Consider the following 18,602-nt stretch of genomic DNA (forward strand, 5'->3'; position numbering starts at 1 on the left):
GCACGGACAGGAAACCGGTTGTGATGTAAAACGTAGCTGTGGGTGTCGACAACGGAGCAAACCCATGCGCGTCATCGTCCTGCTTCTCGTGTTTCTGCTCGGCCTCGCCACGCCCGCATTCGCCGACGACGTCGCCGCTGCACAAAGCGTGATCCGCGCGCAGGAGCAGGCGTTCAGCCGCGATGACGCCGCCACGGCCTATTCCCATGCCGCCCCCGAGATCAAACAGCTGTTTCCGCAGGCCGACATGTTCATGCAGATGGTCCAGCAGGGCTACGCGCCGGTCTACCGCCACAAGAGTTTTGAATTCGGCGAGGCGCGCTCGGCCGGCGGCCGGATCGCCCAGCGCGTCCACATCGTCGACGACAATGGCGAGGCCTGGGAAGCGATGTACACGCTGGAGCAGCAGCCGGACGGCAGTCTGAAGATCACCGGATGTTCGCTATTGAAGGCGGGACAGGCGGTATAGTCGGCGCCACCACGCCTGTCGCTGTCCATGGCGGACGACCGCCGGCGCCAAGGCTTGCTAGCGCGAAGGCTTGCCGGTCACGGTCAATATTTCGGCGTGATCCGGAGATTGGCGCCGGGCTTTGGCAAAGTGCCCTCGCGAATGGTGGGCTTTGCGCGCCAGTTCTCTCCACAGGCAGCCAGTTCCGCCGCCCGCTTGATCATCTCGGCGAGTCTTGGCGGATCCTGCTTGTAGGAGGTCGCAACCGCGCCGTATCGGGCGAGGAAGCGCGCAAATCCTTCAGAACCATCCGGCAGGTCTTGATGGGCCTGCTCGACGTCGTCGAGGGTTTCTTCCATCCGCGCCATGGCGACCAGGAAACGCCGCCAGCGATGGGCATCAAGGTCGAACTCGTCCCTGAGTTTCTCACCCGCCTGTTCGCCAAATTGCACGAGTTGCCGTATGGTTGCTTCGTCCATGGTCAGATTAAGTCCGCCCTGCTCCGGCTTGAGGACGACATGCGCGATGCGCTCACGGTATCCAGGGAGCGTGCTCTGCATATTGTCCTGCCAGTCCTTGGCCGACATCACCAGCCGCATCGCGAATCCGCTCAGCCCGTCGATCGGTTGAACCGGCAACAGGATTCCACTGCGGGCGCTTTTCGGCAGCCAGACGGGAGGGCGGCCCTGGCTTCGCTTCTCGTAGTAGTCATCGAGGGAGATTGCGAATGTCGGATTGTTCGGCAGGAGACGATCGAAAAAATGAATCGGAAAATTGCTCGACAGTCCGCCGTCGCTGAACAGGCATCGTCGCAGCTTTTGTTGTTCGGCCGCGTCGACGAGCGTGAAGTCGCGGCGCCACAACGGCACCGCGGATATCAGGAACGGAAAGCTCAGGCTCATCCGGGCGCCAACAATGAGCGGAAGTCGTGTCGGATCAGGAAAGTAGTAGTACTCGACGGAACCCTCGGCTTGCTCTTCGAGAGGGGTGCATTTGCGGGTGAGAAATTCCATGATCCAGCGAGGAAAAATTCGCGCCCATTCGCTCTTTGCAAACACGAAGCGGTGGTCGCTCTCCGGGAACGGCAACGTGTAAGGGCGTTGCTCCATCAGGCTGGTCGTCACCATCGCCAGCCGAATGGCCGGCCGGCCGTCATGCTTTGCAGATAAATCGCCGAAGGTCAGCGGCTCGTCCGTCGTCGTGCGCCCCGCGGCCTCATTGATCAGCCGCGCGAGCCAGTCGGTGAATCCCTCGGACGACGAATAGGGCTGGCTGATGCCGGGGCAAAGGCCGAAGTCGCTGGCGGGGAGTTCGACCTGGGCGGCTCTCAGCAGCCGCCGAACGATCACGACGACGAGGCCGATGAACGCAAGCAGCGCGCCGAACGCCATGAAACCGATACCGTTGCCATACCACCAGGCGGCCGCAACAACGGCGACGCCCGGTGCGAGACCAAACAAGGCGCTCAACCAGTATCCGCGGATCGCGGACCAGATCATCGCAAAGCGCCGTCCCGACCCCGATTTGAGCGCGGCGATGAATATATTGAACAGCGGCTTTAGCGGCGGCGCCGGTTGAAACATGGAGAGCAGGCCCGGTCCCACCTCGTTTGGAATCTTGGCCAGCCGATCGAACCCGCCGCCCGGAGTATGACGCCCATACTCCGCCGCGGCCGCCGCAGCAGCAGCAATGGCTCCGGCCGACGTACCCCCGATGTTTGAAAATCGATACTTTTCGGCCAGGGCTGCCAGTGCAAGCGGATAGACCACCCCGCTCGTGATCCCACCCTTCATGACGATGTCGCAGGTTTTCTCGGGCTTCCCGTATCGCGACACCTGGTCTGCCATGATCACCTCCACGGAAAAGGTGCATGGTGCTACGCGGCAGGGTCAATCTCAAGTAGAATGACGCGCTCCGCGTTGTTGCGTCGCGGCCGGCCGCTTGCCCTGCTCGGGAAAGCTTGCGGGAAAAAGTTGCGTCGATATGGCCTTACGCCATCGCCAGCCGCTGCCGCGCGCGCATCAACAGCAGCAGCATGATCGCAATGTTGAGCGCGTTCCACGCCAGCCCGTTGGCGAACGCCGCGCTGTAGGAGCCGGTGGCGTCGAAGATCGCGCCCGAAACCCAGCCGCCGAACGACATGCCGAACACGGAAGCGAAGATCACGATGCCCACCCGTGTCGCGGCCTCCGACGCCGGCATCGCCTCGCGCACGATGATGGCGTAGCTCGGCACGATGCCACCCTGGAACAGGCCGAACATCGCGGAGACGATGTAGAGCGAGGTCAGGCCGTCGAAGAACAAATAGAACAACAGGGCGGTGCCCTGCGCCACCGAGCCTATCAGGAGCGTGCGGATGCCGCCGATCTTGTCGGCGAGAAAGCCCGAACCGATGCGGCTGATGATGCCAAAACCCAGCATCAGCGACAGCATCTCGGCGCCGCGCGCCACGCCATAGCCGAGATCGCTGCAATAAGCGACGATATGGACCTGCGGCATCGACATCGCCACGCAGCAGGCAATCGCCGCGAGCGACAGGATCACCGTCAGCGCATTGGTGGAAAGCCGCAAGTCGACGCGCGGCGGCGGCGCGTTTTCATGGTTGCGCTGCGCCCCCGCCCCCATCAGCATCCGCAAGCCGATCAGCGCCAGCGTCATCGCCACCGCCGTGAAGATGCCGAGCGCGATGTGGGTGGTGCGCCAGCCCATCGTCTCAATGCCGTGGTTGACCAGCGGCGGCCAGATCGCGCCGCCGATGTAATTGCCGCTGGCGGCAACGGCGACCGCAAGCCCCCGGTAGCGGTCGAACCAGTGCGAGGCTTCCGCCATCAATGGTCCGAAGGTGGCCGACGAGGACAGCCCGATCGCGAAATGCACCAGGATGAATTGCCAGATCGTGGAGGACATCCCCGCGACGACATAGCCCAAGCCCAAAATGCCGATGCCGAGCCCGATGGCGGTGACGATGCCGTAGCGGTCGGTGATCTTGCCGGTCAGCACCGCACCGGAACCGAATCCGAGCATGATCATCGTAAACGCCAGCGAGGCGGTGCCGCGGCTCGCGGCGAACTCGGTCTGCACCACGGGAAGTGCCACCACTACCGACCACATGCCGACACTGCCGAGCGAACCGATCAGCACGGCGACGGCAAGCCGGGTCCATGCCCGGCGCGAGTCGGGAACGAACAGGTCGGAATCACGGGTGAGTTCGGAAGAAATTGCCACGGCGGAGGCAACTTCGGTGGCAAATCGCCTAACGTCAAGCCACATTGCCGCGATATTGGGCATGCAGATGTGATGGGGCAGCAGCCCTCAATGCCTTGGCTGAATCGGCTGACGGCATTAGTTTGCCGCCATGTTCGTTCGCTTGACGAGGCCGGTGCGCGCCAAGGCAGGGTGGTTTGTCGCCCTGCTCTACCTGTTTTGCGTGCTCGCACCCGGCGTCGCGCTGGCGGTTGGCGATGCCGCGTCGTGCCTCGCGCATCAGTCCGGGATGGCGGCCGCCGCGCATGTGCATGACGGTGTTCAGCCGCAGTACGCGGCCTCGCACCAGCATCATGCGATGCAAGCGGATGAGAATGAGATGCATCACGCCGATGCCGGCCACGCCACGCAAGAACACACGAAGCATCAGCACGACGACAAGGGTTCGCCAGGACCGTGCTGTGCCATGCTGTGCGTTTCGGCGATCGCGGTCGATCCGCCTGCGGTTGAAAAACCCTCGCAGCCGATCTCGCTCTGCGTTGCCGAAAATTTTCAGCGCCTGCCGGGCAAGGCGCCCCCTCTGCTCTACCGCCCTCCCATCGCCTGACCTGACGTAACGAGCGGGCAGAAGCGGCTTGCGAGCGCGCGCGCATGGCCGTGCTCCGTCGGAGAATTCAATCATGTCTGCGCAGTTTGCGGCGTCTCGCGCCATTGCGCAGCGCATTCGGAAAAAACACGAGAAGGAACATCGGATGAAAACCATTGTGACAATCCTGCTGGCGCTATCAGCGCTTTCAGCCCTGCCGCGTCTAGCGCACAGCCATGAGCAGCACGTCCACCCAAGCTATGCGGCGGGCGAGCCCGGCGACCCCAAAAAACCTTCCCGCACCATCGAGGTCGGGATGAGCGAGATGGCCTACGCGCCCGCCCGCATCGAGGTGAAGCGCGGCGAACAGATCCGCTTTGTGATCCGCAATACCGGCGCCGACGATCACGAATTCCTGCTCGCCACCACGGCAGAAAATCTGAAACACGCCAAGGCGATGATGGAGAACCCGCATATGGAACATGACGAACCGAACGGCGTTCGGCTTGCACCGAAGAAATCGGCTGAGATCCTCTGGAAGTTCACTCACGCCGGCACGTTCGAATATGCGTGCCTGATCCCCGGGCATCGCGAGGCCGGCATGGTCGGCCAGATCCTGGTGAAATAGGCCCCGGTGAAATGAGCCATAGGTAAAGCGAAGGCGGCAAGCGGCGCAAAAGTTCCTGTTTTCGTCGCCCCTGATCCACTACAACCGGGCCCAATCCGAAAGCTGGGAAAACGAGACAGCCGTGCAAAGAATCGAACATCAAGGTTTTCTGTTGCTGCTCACGGCCGTCACCCTGGCGTTCGCCTGGGTGCTGTACCCGTTCTATGGCGCCGTTCTCTGGGCGATCGTCGTGGCGGTGCTTTTCGCACCGGTCTATCGAAGGCTGCTGCAATCGATGCAGGGCAGGCCAAGCCTCGCGGCCGCGGTCACCGTTCTGATTATCATCGCCATGGTCATCCTGCCGCTGGCGATGATCGCGGCTTCCCTGGTGCAGGAGGCGTCAAGCCTTTTCGCGAAGATCCAGTCGGGAGAGTACAATTTCGGCAGCTACCTGCAGCGGATATTGGACGCCCTGCCGGCCTGGGCCACCGGATTGCTCGAGCGTGCCAACCTCGCCGATTTTTCGGCGCTGCGCGAAAAGCTCGCGTCCGGCCTGATGAAGGGCGGGCAGGTTCTCGCCCCGCAGGCCCTCAGCATCGGCGTGAACACGTTCGACTTCGTGATCGGCCTCGGCATCATGCTCTATTTGTTGTTCTTCCTGTTGCGTGACGGCCGGGCGCTGGCCGAACGGATCAAGGATGCCATTCCGCTTCGCAACGATCAGAAGGCCGCGCTGTTCACACGCTTCGCCGACGTCGTTCGCGCGACCGTGAAGGGCGGCATCCTCGTTGCGATGGTGCAAGGCGCGCTCGGCGGCATCGCGTTCTGGTTCCTCGGAATCCACGCAGCCCTGCTATGGGGCGTGCTGATGGCGTTTCTGTCGCTGATCCCTGCGATCGGCGCCACGCTGGTCTGGCTTCCGGTCGCGATCTACTTCCTGGCGACCGGCGCCATCTGGCAGGGCATCGGATTGATCCTGTATGGCGTGCTCGTCATCGGACTGGTGGACAATCTGCTGCGTCCCTTCCTGGTCGGCAAGGGCTCCAAGCTGCCGGACTACATCGTGCTGATCTCCACGCTGGGCGGCATCGACGTGTTCGGCCTCAACGGCTTTGTCATCGGGCCGTTGATCGCCGCGATGTTCATGGTGAGTTGGGAAATATTCGGCGTATCGCGGCGGGCGTCGCAGGATGGCGCCTAGCCGTCTGCCGTTTCGTGCCGCAGGCGCGCTGTGTGCACTAGTGAACTGACGTCACATCCGAGGGAGGCCTAGGCTCCATCATCACCGCACTGTCCCATGGACACTATCGGTGATGAGAGCGCTGTCAGCGCTCTCGCCTTCTCTCGTATGTGGAGTAGCACCGTGCAGCGACGACGCCGTGTAAAACAAACCTCGCCACTGGATCAACGCTTAGCCGATCAAGCGCTGCGCCTGCGAAAAGAAGCGCGAGGCACCCCGCCCGGCATTGAGCGCGAACGGCTTCTCCGCAGAGCGCGACAGGCTGAAGCGGCTGCCCACATGGACCAATGGCTTACGTCTGCCGGTCAGCACGCGCCGAAGTGAGAACTTCTCTCGGGTAGCACGCCGCCGCACTGCCTCCTGTAGGTCATCAAACATTGGAACCATCCGCCGCTTCATCGGGAAGCGACCCGCAGCAAAAGTGCTTTCTCGGGTGGGCCTTCGGAATTCAATCCAGGCGTTCCCAGCGCAAACGCGGTCACGAGCACCAGAACGCTCGCGCAGATGATATGCAGATAAAAACGATCCATCGGCGTTAACAAGCGAGTGTGCTTCCCGTTCCCTGGGAACTGGGCATGATTGGGCAAGTGTCCTCGTCGATCCCGGCAGCCCTACCCCAGCTCAAAACTGGTGACGCCAAACACCCGCTCCAGCCGCAACGGCGGAATCGCGCCGGTGTACATGCGGGCCGTCTCGAACACCGGCGCTAGACCAAAATCTTGCGCCAGCGCGGTCGCCTCGCGATTGATGCCGGGAACGTCCAGAAAAATTTCGCCACCGCCGATCCTGGCGAGCAACGCCGACAAAACCGTTTCCGCGATGGCGCGATTGTCGGCCACCAGCGGGCCGATCTTGAAACCCTTGCGGCACGGACGGACCACGCCCCAGCCGGCAAGCCGGCCATCCCGCACGAGCGCGTAACCGATATGCGAGGGCGAACCGATCCAGGCCCGCAGGAACGCAGATCGCGGCGCGGGAAACACGGTGGCGTCGTCCGTCTCGACAGCCGCGAACGGGACATCGGACAGCGCAATGATTTCGGCCTGCGGCGCGGCGGGCGCCGCAACCGTGCCACCGTAACGCACGTTGGCGTAAGCGAGCGCGAACCCGGATTTCCTGTAGTTCTCCTGCTGCGCCGTCACGCCATCGAGCCCGATCACGCGCGCGCCGGCGTGCGCGATGGCCGCATTCCATATCCGCAAGCCAAAACCCCTGCCGCGCAAATCCGCTCGCACGATGTAAAAGCCGAGAAAGGCAAAGCCAGCGTCGTAATTGACGCAGGAGACCGTCGCGGCCGGTGCGCCATCGAGCTCGCCGATGAGGAAGCCGTCGGGATCGACAGACGCAAAGCAGGCGGCGTCGGCGAAGCCGGGATTCCACCCTTCCGCCGCAGCCCAGTCCATGGCGATCGGGATTTCGCCGGGCCGCATGGTTCGGATGGTGAAGTCGTTCATGGCGGGCGATCCTCGCGTGTCTTCAGTCGTCATGACGAAGAGCGACTTGCCCTTCCGGGAATTGCGTTCCGTCCACGTACTCGATCAGCGATGCAGATGCACTGTGTGCAGTCCAGAAATGGCACACTTCTTCGCGAAGAATATCATTGCGCCCTGCGAATTGTTTAGCGAAAATTAATCATATGCTGGTTGGCGGGGCTGCATTGTTGGAGGCGACACACATGTACCGATCATCGCTCACGCTGGCCTTTGTTGTGCTGTACTCGGCGGCCGGCGCGGCCAGCGACCTGTCATCCGTCTACGTGGCGCCGGGTGGAATCTATGCACCTTCCGCAAACGTCTATGTGCGTCCGGGACCGACCTATCGACAAGCGCCCTACGCGGAACCCGGTTACGGTTACGGATATCGTGCCCCTGCATATCGTGCACCGGCAGCGGTCTATGGCGAGTACGGACCGGCCTACGCCGCGCAGCCGGTCTATGTCGACCGCGCGCCCGCTTATCCCGAGCGTTACTACGCTCCAGAGCGTCACTACGCTCGCGAGCGTTACTCCGCGCAGGAATACGACTATGAATATGCGCCGCGGCCGCCGCTGCCCGTGCCCTACCGTGCGCGGGCGCGATGCGACGACGGCTATGGCAGGTGGGGCTACTGCGACTAGCCGCGTCATCGCGCGGCCTACGCGCCTGTCCAAAGCGATTTGAGTGCATTTCCAAAATGGAACTCAACCGAAGTTACACTGGTTAAGCGTTGGAGCCGTTGGGCAATAACGCTTATCCAGGGAGAAGCGACATGGCGGTCCATTTCAACCACACCATCCTGTCGGCACGCGACAGCAAGGCCTCAGCGAAATTCCTCACCGAGATGTTGAACCTTCCAGCCCCGAAGCACTGGGGGCCATTCGAGATGGTCATCACCGAGAACGGCGCCTATCTCGATTACATGGACACCGGCGAAATCGCACCACAGCATTACGCGTTTCTGGTCAGCGAACCCGAATTCGACGAGATTTTCGGCCGCGTTCGCGAACGCAAGCTCGCCTACTGGGCCGATCCGGCGCGCAAGCAACCCGGCGAGATCAATCATCACGACGGCGGACGCGGTGTCTACTTCGAGGACCTCAACGGTCACCTCCTTGAAGTCATCACCCGCCCCTATGGCAGCGGCGGATGGAATCCGTGAGGCCAGCGGCGAGGCACGCCTCTTCGTAGCCCGGATGGAGCGCAGCGTAATCCGGGGCCATCTCGCGAGCTGACAGATTTATCCCGGATTGCGCTTCGCTCCATCCGGGCTACGGCGCAATGGCGGCCGCGCCAGAGGAGTTTGGGAGGGCCAATCAGACGGCGTGCCGTCGCGTCGCATCCTTCGCGCTCCGCCTGTCTGCGGTTCGACGCCAGCAACACATCCCGCCGCAATCGGGCACGACCGACTTCGGCAGCTTTTGCGTGGATGCCCTCGAACTGGTGCAGACGGACAGGCGTTCTCTGATGCCGGGACGACGAGGATCGATCGGATGTCGTTGGGGCGGTAGATTCTACTCCGGCGATTGTCGGCCGGATGACTAGTGCACTGTCTAGCGGTATGCCGTAGGCTTGCGGCCGCGCGCGTCGCAGCTTGTTCGTGCTGGCGCGCAGGGCTCTCTCGGGGTATTTCTGAAAGTAGGATGCGCAATAATCCCATCATCGTGCAGAAGTACGGCGGCGCCTGTCTTGAAACACCGGCGAAAATCCGCGCGGTCGCGGGCAGTCTCGCCGATCTACACAGGCGTGGTCATCGGGTCGTTGCGATCGTTTCAGCGATGGGAAAGACCACCGATGAACTTATCAAGATGGCCTATCAGGTAAGCCCGCATCCCAATCGCCGGGAACTCGATATGCTGTTAACCACCGGCGAGCGCATCAGTATGTCTCTCATGAGCATGGCGCTGTCCGATTTAGGCGTTCCGGCGATTAGTTTTACCGGCAGCCAGGCCGGAGTGATGACCGACGAGTCCCACTCTTCCGCGCGCATTTTGGATGTACGGCCCGTTCGCGTGCGCGAAGAACTCGACCGCGGACGCATCGTGGTATTGGCCGGCTTTCAGGGCGTGAACCCGGTGACCAAGGAAATCACCACGCTCGGCCGAGGCGGCAGCGACACCACCGCGGTTGCCATGGCAGCGGCACTGAAAGCGGAGCGCTGCGAGATTATCAAGGAGGTCGACGGAGTTTGCTCGGCCGATCCGCGCATCGTGGCGAATTCAAAACCCTTGCGTCAGCTGGATTTCGCGTCGCTATCCGAAATGTGTTTTTGGGGCGCCAAGGTCCTGCATTTTCGCAGCGTGGAGCTGGCACAAAGCCAAAACGTTCCTTTGGTCTTGAAAAAACTGGGCGGCGCTGAACACAGCACGCAAGTGATGAGAGAGGTTATGGGGATGGAAAACGGAAAGGTATTGGCCGTCAACTCGACGGCTCGCGTTGAGCATGTGGAGGTCGATTCGACGGATCTCAATCAAGGCTTTGAGAAATTCGCAGAGCATCTCAAGCAGAACGGCTTATCCTGGCCGCAACTCCTCGCCTCGGCTTTCACCGCCGGAAAAACCCGCATCATGATGACTTCCGATTCGGAGTCGCTTGACGCTCTGCTGCGCACGCTGGAGGGGAGTGAAGACTTGCGCCAACAGCGTGAGACCTTGAGTTCGGTGAGCCTCACTTGCTTCGGCGGCGTTTCCTCAGACTTGCCGTTCAAGGCGCTTCAGATTCTGAAGCATCATGGAATTGTCGCCGACAAATATATTTTGTCACCGCATTCGGTGAATCTGATTGTTCCTGCGGAGAGCCGCGAGGCCGCGGTCAAGGCTTTGCATTCGCTGATCTAGTTGACCGTTCGAAGCGGGAGGCACGTTCGATTTTCGGACGAGTCATATCTTCACCGCATTCGCGAAGAGCGTGTCACCCCACTCATACAGGGGCCGCAGGAAGTCGGATTGGTTGTGGATTGCTCGACCTTTGCGATCGCGCCATTTTCGTCCGTAACTATCGAACGGAAAGTGTCGCAAGTAGTATTCGCAAGTCTCTTCCCAATGTTCGACCGACAACGACTTACCATAGTGTTGGCAGTACAGACCGGTCTCCACGTGTTCAACACCTCCCGGCTCTCGCCCATGATGCTTCGCGAAAAAGACCTCCAACCGGTTTCGCCACAACATCAGAATGTCTCGCCGTTCCGGGCCGAAGAAGCGACGAAAGCCCAGTAGTTCGCGATCGGCTTGATAGGGTGCATGATCGTCAGGCGTCATATAGGCGTCGAACAGTTGAACCCGCACGCCATCGCAATCGCTGGAATGCGTTCGTTCCATGTATCCGCGCAGATCTCCGGTAACGCGCTCATCCGCATCGAAGCAAAACATCCAATCGAACCGCAAATGTTCGCGCGCCGTCTGAAGTAAAAGTCCGCGATGTCGACCCTCGGCAATCCGGCGTGCCTCGATGTCCGCTTCCCACGACCGATTTGTCACGATCAGAGCGACTTTCGGGTGCCCGCCAAGAATCTCCAGCGTTCGATCCGTACTCGCGTCATCATAGGCGACTATCGCATCGACGTGTTTGCCGACGTAGTCCAGCGTGTCCCGGAGGACAAGCGCTTCATTGCGAACGCGGGTGATTCCGATCAAGAAGTGGCTATGGCCGAACAGGCTTTCATTGCAGGCAATGATCTGCTCACCGTCGCGGAGCTGCCAACTACTCGTGCCCAGCATGATCACCACCCGGCTGCGAGAAAGAGTTGGCACCAATGATGGTAGGCGGGCGCAGTAACCGCAAGGGTTAAGAATCGCAGGACGGATGTTGCCGGCGGAACTCCGCCGATGAGCGACGAGAACCCCCGTAGTCAGTTCGGCCCGGACATCGTTCCAGTTCAAACGATGTTGCTGTGAGTTTCAGTTTTTACGCAGCTATTTCCCGAAGGCCGCTCACTGCGGGACCTCAGACACAAGTTTTCGCTCCCGACCCTGGACAGTCACACGCGACGATGCGCAACGGCCTCGCTATTCCGCGGGCGCAAGCTGTCCGTCTGAGCGTATTGCAGCGGTCTCGCGCACCCGGACACGGGCACGGCGCTTGCGCCACCAGATCACGACGCCGGTCACCGACAACGCTGCAACGACCAGCCCCATGATTGAGATCAGGATGCGGCCGGGTATTCCTACGATACGGCCGGAGTGCAGCGGGAATTGCGCCTGCACGAAGATATCGGCGGCGGTCCCGACCCACGGCAGTCTCTCGCCGATCGGGCGGCCGTCCTCGCTGTCGTAATAAAGCTGCGCCGGGCCGACGCCGCCGGCGCCATGATCGTCGCCGGGGTGGAAGAAGGCCGCGGCATATACGCCGTGGGCCGGGCCATAGTTGATCGAGCCGACCGGCGTGGTCCATCCGCGGCGCTTGCCGTCGGCCTCCGCACGCGCGGCGATGTCGGCAAAGGTGACCTTGGGCTCGATCGGATCGTCGAGATGCCGATAAGGACGCTGCTCATACGGCGTCGGGGTGTAGTTCGACACCGTCTTCATCAGAGGCGAGAACACCTCGAAGTAAAGGTTGAGCGAGAACGCCGTAAAGGCGATCACAAACAACAGCGCCCAGGTCCACAGGCTGAAGGCACGGTGGATGTCGAAATTTATTCGATAGGCGCTGCCAGAGGTCTTGATCTTCCAGGCCGGCGCCCAGCGCGCCCAGAACCCACGGCCGAGTTCGCGCTCAACGGAAGGCGCTCGCCCCGCTTTGGCACGGCGACGGGACGGCAGCGTCAGATAAAAACCGACGAAGCAATCGATGGTCCAGATGATGGCGATGACGCCAAGCACGCGCATGCCCCAGCGATCGCTGCCCCAGAACTCCGGGATGTGCATGGTGTAGTGCAGCTTGTAGAGGAACGAGACGAAGGTGGCGCGCGTCACCGGCCACACCGCGCCCCAGTAGCGCCGCCCGAGTTCCGCGCCGGTGTTGGGATCGAGGAATATCTGATTGTAATCGAGGCTAAATCGCTTGCCGGTGGCCGGGTCGATCCGCGGCAGCACGAAGAACCACAGCGAATGATCTTTTTCCGGCGTCATGAACATGTGGACGACGCGCGCGCGCGGATCGCGCTGCTCGATCAGCTTGACGAGATCGACGGAGGGAATTGCGGGACCGCTGCTCGTCACGTCGAACAGTTCCTGGTTCAGCGCATCGTCGATCGCATGATCCCACGAGATGATCGCGCCGGTGATGCCCGAAAAGAACAGAAAGCCGGCGGTGAGAAGTCCGGCCCAGCGATGGAGTCGCCCGAAGATCGATCTCATGGCCTTCGCCCGTGCTGTTGAAGTTGCCTCAATTATCAAACGTCGTCACCGCCGGTCGGTTGACCGGCGGTGACGTATCCGTCGTGGTGTTTCGTGGCCGACTTACCATCGATAGGTCAGTTTGGCGATCGCCTTGCGCCCTTCGGCATAGAAGCAGCTCGTGTAGCCGTAACAGGCCGCGACATAGCGGGTGTCGGCGATATTGGTGACGTTCAGCGCCAGGCGATAATTGTCCCTGGTGTAGGCGAGCAGCGCATCGACCGCCGTCGACGCCTGTACCTTGAAGGTGTTGGCATCGTCGCCGAAGGTCGAACCGACATAGCGAACGCCGCCGCCGACCTGAACGCCGGCGAGCGGGCCACCCTGCAGCGTGTAGTCAGTCCACAGCGAGAACCGGTTGAGCGGCACCGTGGTCGGCGCCTTGCCGACGTTCACAGGATCCTGGGTGACGACGGCGTCGATGTAGGAATAGGCGCCACGGACGTTGAAACCTTCCGTCAGGGTGGCGGTGCCTTCGAGTTCCATGCCGCGCGAGTTCACCTGCCCTTTCTGCTCGGCAGCGAATGGCGGAGCAGATCCGAAGGTGACGACATTGGACCGCGTCAGGTCGAAGGCCGCCAGCGTGATCAGCGCATTGATCCCGACGGGCTGATACTTCACGCCGACTTCATACTGGACGCCGGTTTCCGGCTTCAGCAGCTCGCCCGCGGCGTTGACGTTGAGCACCGGCAGGAACGATTCGGCGTAGCTGAAGTACGGTGCGATTCCGTTATCGAAATTGTATATCACGGCAGCACGACGCGTGAATGCCGAGGCGTCGGTTTTCGCGGAAGTCCCGGCGAGGAAATTGTCGAGATCGGTCGAGGCGAAGTCCTGCCGGCCGCCCAGCAGGAACGAGAGCCGGCCGAGCTTGATCTGGTCCTGCGCGTAGAACCCGAGCTGAGACTGCTTGATGCCCTTGTCGTCGTAGGGGCCGTCATTGGTCCATGTGTTGGTATAGACCGGCGCAAATACGTTGATCTTGCCGGTGCTGTAACCTGAAGCCGCGTCCCGGAACGACGTATTACGGTAGTCGATGCCGAACAACGTGGTGTGGCTCAGGATGCCGGTGACGAATTTGCCCTGGAGCTGGTTATCGACCGCGAAGGAGTTGATGGTCGATGCACCGCCTGCGCCATAGCGCGACATCAGGCCTGCGGCTTCGTCGGCCGGCGTGAGGTAGCCGGTGCCGTAGAAGCTGCGTTGTTCGTTGTGCATCCACGCATAGCGCAGGTTCTGCCGGAAGGTGAGGGCCTCGTTGATATCGTGCGAGAGCAAATAACCGGCCGAGGCCAGTTCGGTGTCGAACTGGTTGAAATTCGGCTCACCGCCGAAAAAAGTATTCCGGATGAAACGGCCGTTATTGGCGAACGCGGTGCCGGATGCCGGCAGGAATTGCAGACCCCAGCCGGTCGTGTCCTTTTGATAGTTGGCCAGCAGCGTAATGGTGGTGTCGTCGTTCGGCTTGAACGTCACCGCGGGTGCGATGAAAACGCGGTTGTCCTTGGTGAAATCGACCTGGGTTTCGCCATCGCGGACAACGCCGGTCAGGCGCCACAACACGGTGCCTTCCTTGTTGGCGGGACCGCCAACGTCGAACTGGCCCTGGTAGCGATTGAAGCTGCCGCCCGACACCGACATTTCGCCGAACTGGTAGGCCGTGGGAAGCTTGCTGACATAGTTGAGAATGCCGCCGGTGCCGCTGCCGCCGTACATCACCGAGGACGGCCCCTTCAGCACTTCGAGGCGCTCGGCGCCGTAGGCCTCGAGACCGAGGAAGTGCACATAGTTGCTGCTCGGCAGCCGGAGGCCATCGAGGTAGAGGCCCGGCATGGTCATGTCGAAACCGCGGATCTGCAAGCCCCCGAACCGCGTATCAGAGCCGCCGTTGACGTCGCCACTGACACCAGCGGTATAGCGCAGCGCAGCGCCGACTGATTCGGCGCCCTGATTTCTGATCTGGTCGGTGGTGACGACTGAAATCGACTGCGGGGTTTCGATGATCGGCGTGTCGGTCTTGGTCGCGGTGCCGGTGCGGGTTGCGACGAATCCGCGTACCGGGCCATTGGCGCGCTCGCCGGCGCCGGGGCCCGATGCTGCCGCAGCCGGCGCCTCCTGCGGCGCGCGGCCTGCGCGATTGGCGCGCGCGGCGCGCGTGGTTGCAGCACGGCGGGATGGTCGGGCCGCGGACGGACGCGCGCGTTCCTGCGGCGCGTCCACCGTGACCGCAGGCAGCGATGACTGCGCCAGCGCCACGCCCGTCGGCAGGGAGAGTGCAAGTCCGCTGACTGCCCCGAGGCAGATCATTCGTATCGGTTGAAGTCGAGTGGCGAAAAGCGAATGGAACTCTGTTGGTATCACGCTGTATCCCGAGGCTTGCCGGCTTGGCCGGGTATGATTTTTCGTGCCTCGCTCTAACGCAGGCTTCCTCGGAGTACGATGGGCGGTTGCTAGAATTCCTCCAGATTGCGCGGTCAAGATCGCGCTGTTCATCCGATTCGCCGACGTCGTTCGCGCCACCGTCAAAGGCGGCATCCTCGTCGCCTTCATCCAGGCTGCGCTCGACGGTCACGAATGCCCCTTTATGGACATTGACCAAAGCGCAGCCGACGGTGCGAGCTTCTATTTGCGAATCAGGGAGTGCTTTGGTGGCGCATCCGGGGCGGCGGGCGAAATCGCCAGCGTAACCCAGGCTGTGTAGCCCTCCGGGCGGTTTTCGGCGGCAATATCCCGGTAGGCCTTCAGGTTGAGATAACCCTGATGCTCCTTGCCGACCGGGAACAGAAATCCGACCTGCGGCCCGAAGCCGAGCACGCGTCCTCTAAAGTCGCCAAGCGTGGCGCCGGGACCGCTGTCGCCGGTGATCTGCTGAAAGTAATAGCCGGCCATCCCGATCTGGAAGTTCTTGCTCAGGAAGTGCGATGCGCCCCAGTCGAGATGGAAGTCGATGCCGTTCTGGTACTGCAGATCGTGGTTCATGCCGCTGTAGGTCAGGCCGCCGACCACCGAGAACTCATTGCCGGTCGCGGGATTGAGATAGGTGTATCCCACGCCGCCGTCGATCGCAGTAAAGCCGAAGCTGAGATTGGCCAGCCTGTTCGAATCGTAGGTGCCGCTCGGAATATTTCCGGTGAAGTAGACCATGGTGTTGTGAACGCCAAAATTCCATTTCAGCGCGCCCTGATAGAACACGTCTGCAAACGTGGTCCGGGTGTCGGTGGCGTGGCCCGAAATGGTGTTGCCGCGCGGACCCGTCAGCGTGGCGTCGATGCCGGCTTTCACCTGTCCACCGGCGCCGAGCACCGTGAAGGATGCTTGCCCGCCGAGCACCGGCGTCGCGAAGGTGTAGGTTAGCCCTTCGACCAAGGCGTCGGCGCGCGCGTTGAGGCCTGCAACGACCGAGCCGCCTTGGATAAACTCCTTGCCACCCTGGGCGCCGGTCTGAACGTGCAGGTAGATACTTGAATAGGCCCATCCGGGAACGCCGGGCGCGGCGGCGAGGCTGCCGAACGTGCCGGGCAGCCAGAAGCTAAGGCCGCCGGCGTCGGCCTTCGCGCGGTCAGATGAACCTGCGAGGAAGCACAGCGCCGCCAACGCCGCCGCCGCAAGCCGGAATCGATCTCCACCGCCTGTCGCGAGCGCGATGGAATCACATCGCGTGCCGCCCATTGGTCCCTCCCGGCGCGGAGATGCGCGCATGACCACATCCAAGGGCGTTCAATTATGTTGCTCCTGACGTTGTAGCGCCAATCGAATAGCGCGGCTTGCGGCGGGAACCGGGTCTCTTTTTCGCGGTGCGTGGCATGCTCGCCACAGCATTATGCAGTTTGTGCCAGCACGGCGATGACATTTCGCAACGGGGATTTCGATTCAAATGCCCTCACACCGCGGTTGCAGCCATTGTTGTAATTGAAGGCGCATTTGGGTGGAGCATTATGTCGTCGTGCCGGCGCAGGCCATGGTTGCCCAGTTCATCGGGACGTTCGAAGCCCGAGGTCGGCGGCCGGCCTACGCCGCGCAGCCGGTCTATGTCGACCGCGCGCCAGTCTATCCGGAGCGTTACTACGCTCAGGAGCGCTACTACGCGCAGGAACGCGATTACACGTCGGAATATGCGCCGAGGCCGCCGCCCCGGCCCGTGCCCTCCCGCGCGCGGGCACGATGCGACGACGGCTATGGCAGGTGGGCCTATTGCGATTAGAGCGGCCTCGTGCGGATTCGTTGCCACTGATTGCGGTATTGAGACGACCGCACACTTAATGAAGCTTTGCGCGCGCGTCTTCGATCAGCGCGCAAGATGGGTAGAGCGCCAGCGACACTCGTCAATCCGATTCGGCAAACTGTCACGGTGCATCTGTTGTCGTGACAGTCGCAGGATGGGTAGAGCGAAGGCGAAACCCCATAACGTTAATCATCAGAGGCGATGGGTATCGCTACGCTTCACCTATCCTACGGACCTCCCTACAACAGATGAGCCCGCGTTAGTGCAGCCTTTGCACTTATTCGCAGCGGATCGCCATCTCGCTCGTCGGCTGCCACCCAAGGTTCTCATACAGCGGGCGGCCCTGCCGGGTCGCATGAAGGATTGCATAGCCAACGCCCAATTCGCGAGCCCTCCCTTCGGCCAGCGCCATCAACCGCTTGGCCATTCCCTTGCCGCGGTGCTCAGGCTCCACGAAGACGTTGAGGGTGGTCGGTCGGATGGCTCGGATGAGGCGGCCAGTCGATGACCATCATGCCGAGGCCCGCGATCACGACTCCCGCGTCCTCGAGCATCCAGCCAAGATAGCTGCCGTCATCAAGTCGCGGCGAAAGCCACTGCTCGAAAGCCACGGTCATCGGCCGCAAGGCTTCGCGCGTACGGCCGGACTCGGCGAACATTCGCTCGCGGTGCTCGCAAATCAGTTTGAGATCGTGCTGCGCAACAGGTCTCGCCGTGATAGCCATCAGACATTGTCCCAACAGCGCGGTGGATGGTGAGTCCGTAGGATGGGTGGAGCGAAGCGATACCCATCAACTTCGTTCGGCAATGGTGATGGGTTTCGCTTCGCTCTACCCAGCCTACGAATTGCCGGCGACCGGCAAAAGGCCCACGAAGAGGTCCACAAAGGGCGGAGTCCGTTCGATCTAATTTCCTCAACCCATTCAACGTGATTTGCCCCGTCCAGTCCTCGCCGCAAAAATATACTTCTTCTCGCCCGACCCAAATCAGTCTTACAACCTCGCCCGTTCCGGCCCGCCAAGAGGGGCGTATCGCGATCGTCACGGACGTGGGTCGGAATGCGGTGGACGCGGCAGCGCCGACTGCGCTTGATGCGGATCGCAGGGCGGGCTTTGGCCTGTGAGCGATCGGCGGCGCAGCAGACGAGCGGCACTGAAGCGTACGGCAAAACCGTGTGGTCCTGGCGCCCGTGGCTGGCGTCAAGTCGGCGGAGGTGTTGCGAGCCCGACCGGGTTTGCCAACGCCGTCAATTCGCCGATGACGGAGGCAAGAGGAATTCGTCTCCGGGGAGAGCGCGGCATAAGCCGTAAAACCATTGCGCAGGGAATGCCGGAGTGCTCCGGCTGTACCTGTATGCTCGTGTGCGCCTCTACCTCCATCTCTTGCACACGGGACCGCGGGTGCAGCAAGCACCCGGCATTCCCTGCGCCCTCTTCTCTTTGGGCGAAACGATTGACAAAGCCCGGGCGAAAGGCGCCGCGGGAAGG

The 18,602-nt window shown here is 61.9% G+C and carries 18 protein-coding genes; 8 read left to right on the top strand and 10 right to left on the bottom strand.

Translation table 11 applies throughout. The features are described 5' to 3' along the window. The first annotated feature begins 64 nt into the window (after positions 1 to 64). Complete coding sequence (locus IVB22_RS28725; protein WP_247520534.1) at positions 65 to 469, top strand: DUF4864 domain-containing protein; 405 nt, start codon at positions 65 to 67, stop codon at positions 467 to 469. 83 nt (positions 470 to 552) lie between these two features. Here IVB22_RS28725 and IVB22_RS28730 read toward each other — a convergent pair whose 3' ends face one another. Together IVB22_RS28730 and IVB22_RS28735 are read right to left on the bottom strand one after the other, a co-directional pair. After that, the gene (locus IVB22_RS28730; RefSeq protein WP_247520535.1) at positions 553 to 2,295 is read right to left on the bottom strand and encodes a patatin-like phospholipase family protein; all 1,743 of its coding nucleotides are present in this window, start codon (positions 2,293 to 2,295) and stop codon (positions 553 to 555) included. A 142-nt stretch (positions 2,296 to 2,437) separates the two neighbouring features. Continuing rightward, the gene (locus IVB22_RS28735; protein ID WP_247520536.1) at positions 2,438 to 3,673 is read right to left on the bottom strand and encodes an MFS transporter; all 1,236 of its coding nucleotides are present in this window, start codon (positions 3,671 to 3,673) and stop codon (positions 2,438 to 2,440) included. Between the two features lie 130 nt (positions 3,674 to 3,803). Here IVB22_RS28735 and IVB22_RS28740 point away from each other — a divergent pair, with 130 nt between their 5' ends. From IVB22_RS28740 to IVB22_RS28750, 3 genes are all read left to right on the top strand, one after another. Further along, a complete protein-coding gene (locus IVB22_RS28740) occupies positions 3,804 to 4,259 on the top strand; it encodes a hypothetical protein (protein ID WP_247520537.1) in 456 nt (151 codons plus the stop codon). Between the two features lie 145 nt (positions 4,260 to 4,404). After that, positions 4,405 to 4,866, top strand: coding sequence for a plastocyanin/azurin family copper-binding protein (locus IVB22_RS28745; protein ID WP_247520538.1), 462 nt, complete (start codon positions 4,405 to 4,407; stop codon positions 4,864 to 4,866). A gap of 121 nt (positions 4,867 to 4,987) precedes the next feature. Further along, positions 4,988 to 6,046 carry an AI-2E family transporter gene (locus IVB22_RS28750; RefSeq protein ID WP_247520539.1) on the top strand — a complete coding sequence of 353 codons (1,059 nt, stop codon included), beginning with the start codon at positions 4,988 to 4,990 and terminating at the stop codon, positions 6,044 to 6,046. A gap of 210 nt (positions 6,047 to 6,256) precedes the next feature. On the opposite strand, the gene IVB22_RS41710 is transcribed toward IVB22_RS28750, so the two are convergent. Both IVB22_RS41710 and IVB22_RS28760 read right to left on the bottom strand, forming a co-directional pair. Further along, positions 6,257 to 6,463, bottom strand: a complete 207-nt coding sequence (locus IVB22_RS41710; RefSeq protein WP_308200472.1) for a hypothetical protein — start codon at positions 6,461 to 6,463, stop codon at positions 6,257 to 6,259. Between the two features lie 233 nt (positions 6,464 to 6,696). Further along, positions 6,697 to 7,539, bottom strand: coding sequence for a GNAT family N-acetyltransferase (locus IVB22_RS28760; protein ID WP_247520541.1), 843 nt, complete (start codon positions 7,537 to 7,539; stop codon positions 6,697 to 6,699). 221 nt (positions 7,540 to 7,760) lie between these two features. Here IVB22_RS28760 and IVB22_RS28765 point away from each other — a divergent pair, with 221 nt between their 5' ends. The 3 genes from IVB22_RS28765 (at position 7,761) to IVB22_RS28775 (ending at position 10,397) form a co-directional block, all read left to right on the top strand. After that, on the top strand, positions 7,761 to 8,201 hold the full coding sequence (locus IVB22_RS28765; protein ID WP_247520542.1) for a hypothetical protein: 441 nt from the start codon (positions 7,761 to 7,763) through the stop codon (positions 8,199 to 8,201). Between the two features lie 131 nt (positions 8,202 to 8,332). Further along, positions 8,333 to 8,722: a VOC family protein gene (locus IVB22_RS28770; protein WP_247520543.1), complete on the top strand. Its 390-nt coding sequence runs from the start codon at positions 8,333 to 8,335 to the stop codon at positions 8,720 to 8,722. 481 nt (positions 8,723 to 9,203) lie between these two features. Further along, positions 9,204 to 10,397 carry an aspartate kinase gene (locus tag IVB22_RS28775; protein ID WP_247520544.1) on the top strand — a complete coding sequence of 398 codons (1,194 nt, stop codon included), beginning with the start codon at positions 9,204 to 9,206 and terminating at the stop codon, positions 10,395 to 10,397. Between the two features lie 42 nt (positions 10,398 to 10,439). Here IVB22_RS28775 and IVB22_RS28780 read toward each other — a convergent pair whose 3' ends face one another. The 4 genes from IVB22_RS28780 to IVB22_RS28795 all read right to left on the bottom strand — a co-directional run bounded on the left by IVB22_RS28780 (position 10,440) and on the right by IVB22_RS28795 (position 16,592). After that, a complete protein-coding gene (locus IVB22_RS28780) occupies positions 10,440 to 11,276 on the bottom strand; it encodes a glycosyltransferase family 2 protein (RefSeq protein ID WP_247520545.1) in 837 nt (278 codons plus the stop codon). 288 nt (positions 11,277 to 11,564) lie between these two features. Beyond that, complete coding sequence (gene fsrB, locus IVB22_RS28785; RefSeq protein WP_247520546.1) at positions 11,565 to 12,854, bottom strand: siderophore utilization protein FsrB; 1,290 nt, start codon at positions 12,852 to 12,854, stop codon at positions 11,565 to 11,567. Positions 12,855 to 12,956: 102 nt separating this feature from the next. Beyond that, a complete protein-coding gene (locus IVB22_RS28790) occupies positions 12,957 to 15,200 on the bottom strand; it encodes a TonB-dependent siderophore receptor (RefSeq protein ID WP_247520548.1) in 2,244 nt (747 codons plus the stop codon). 315 nt (positions 15,201 to 15,515) lie between these two features. Further along, positions 15,516 to 16,592: a transporter gene (locus IVB22_RS28795; protein ID WP_247520549.1), complete on the bottom strand. Its 1,077-nt coding sequence runs from the start codon at positions 16,590 to 16,592 to the stop codon at positions 15,516 to 15,518. Between the two features lie 226 nt (positions 16,593 to 16,818). On the opposite strand from IVB22_RS28795, the gene IVB22_RS28800 reads away from it, so the two are divergent. Continuing rightward, a complete protein-coding gene (locus tag IVB22_RS28800; protein ID WP_247520550.1) occupies positions 16,819 to 17,094 on the top strand; it encodes a hypothetical protein in 276 nt (91 codons plus the stop codon). 298 nt (positions 17,095 to 17,392) lie between these two features. Here IVB22_RS28800 and IVB22_RS42095 read toward each other — a convergent pair whose 3' ends face one another. Continuing rightward, positions 17,393 to 17,542, bottom strand: a complete 150-nt coding sequence (locus IVB22_RS42095) for a hypothetical protein (RefSeq protein WP_374207710.1) — start codon at positions 17,540 to 17,542, stop codon at positions 17,393 to 17,395. A gap of 16 nt (positions 17,543 to 17,558) precedes the next feature. Continuing rightward, complete coding sequence (locus IVB22_RS28805) at positions 17,559 to 17,840, bottom strand: hypothetical protein (RefSeq protein WP_247520551.1); 282 nt, start codon at positions 17,838 to 17,840, stop codon at positions 17,559 to 17,561. Between the last annotated feature and the right edge of the window lie 762 nt (positions 17,841 to 18,602).

Origin of the sequence: Bradyrhizobium sp. 190 (assembly GCF_023073415.1) — a bacterium.
In the GTDB taxonomy this organism is placed as follows: Bacteria; Pseudomonadota; Alphaproteobacteria; order Rhizobiales; family Xanthobacteraceae; genus Bradyrhizobium.

Coding starts and splice junctions, on each gene's coding strand:
- IVB22_RS28760 (WP_247520541.1), bottom strand. CDS start 7,539: ATGAACGACTTCACCATCCGAACCATGCGGCCCGGCGAAATCCCGATC.
- IVB22_RS28730 (WP_247520535.1), bottom strand. CDS start 2,295: ATGGCAGACCAGGTGTCGCGATACGGGAAGCCCGAGAAAACCTGCGAC.
- IVB22_RS28745 (WP_247520538.1), top strand. CDS start 4,405: ATGAAAACCATTGTGACAATCCTGCTGGCGCTATCAGCGCTTTCAGCC.
- IVB22_RS28765 (WP_247520542.1), top strand. CDS start 7,761: ATGTACCGATCATCGCTCACGCTGGCCTTTGTTGTGCTGTACTCGGCG.
- IVB22_RS28740 (WP_247520537.1), top strand. CDS start 3,804: ATGTTCGTTCGCTTGACGAGGCCGGTGCGCGCCAAGGCAGGGTGGTTT.
- fsrB (WP_247520546.1), bottom strand. CDS start 12,854: ATGAGATCGATCTTCGGGCGACTCCATCGCTGGGCCGGACTTCTCACC.
- IVB22_RS41710 (WP_308200472.1), bottom strand. CDS start 6,463: ATGTTTGATGACCTACAGGAGGCAGTGCGGCGGCGTGCTACCCGAGAG.
- IVB22_RS28805 (WP_247520551.1), bottom strand. CDS start 17,840: ATGGCTATCACGGCGAGACCTGTTGCGCAGCACGATCTCAAACTGATT.
- IVB22_RS28780 (WP_247520545.1), bottom strand. CDS start 11,276: ATGCTGGGCACGAGTAGTTGGCAGCTCCGCGACGGTGAGCAGATCATT.
- IVB22_RS28775 (WP_247520544.1), top strand. CDS start 9,204: ATGCGCAATAATCCCATCATCGTGCAGAAGTACGGCGGCGCCTGTCTT.
- IVB22_RS28725 (WP_247520534.1), top strand. CDS start 65: ATGCGCGTCATCGTCCTGCTTCTCGTGTTTCTGCTCGGCCTCGCCACG.
- IVB22_RS28795 (WP_247520549.1), bottom strand. CDS start 16,592: ATGCGCGCATCTCCGCGCCGGGAGGGACCAATGGGCGGCACGCGATGT.
- IVB22_RS42095 (WP_374207710.1), bottom strand. CDS start 17,542: ATGGCCAAGCGGTTGATGGCGCTGGCCGAAGGGAGGGCTCGCGAATTG.
- IVB22_RS28770 (WP_247520543.1), top strand. CDS start 8,333: ATGGCGGTCCATTTCAACCACACCATCCTGTCGGCACGCGACAGCAAG.
- IVB22_RS28790 (WP_247520548.1), bottom strand. CDS start 15,200: ATGATCTGCCTCGGGGCAGTCAGCGGACTTGCACTCTCCCTGCCGACG.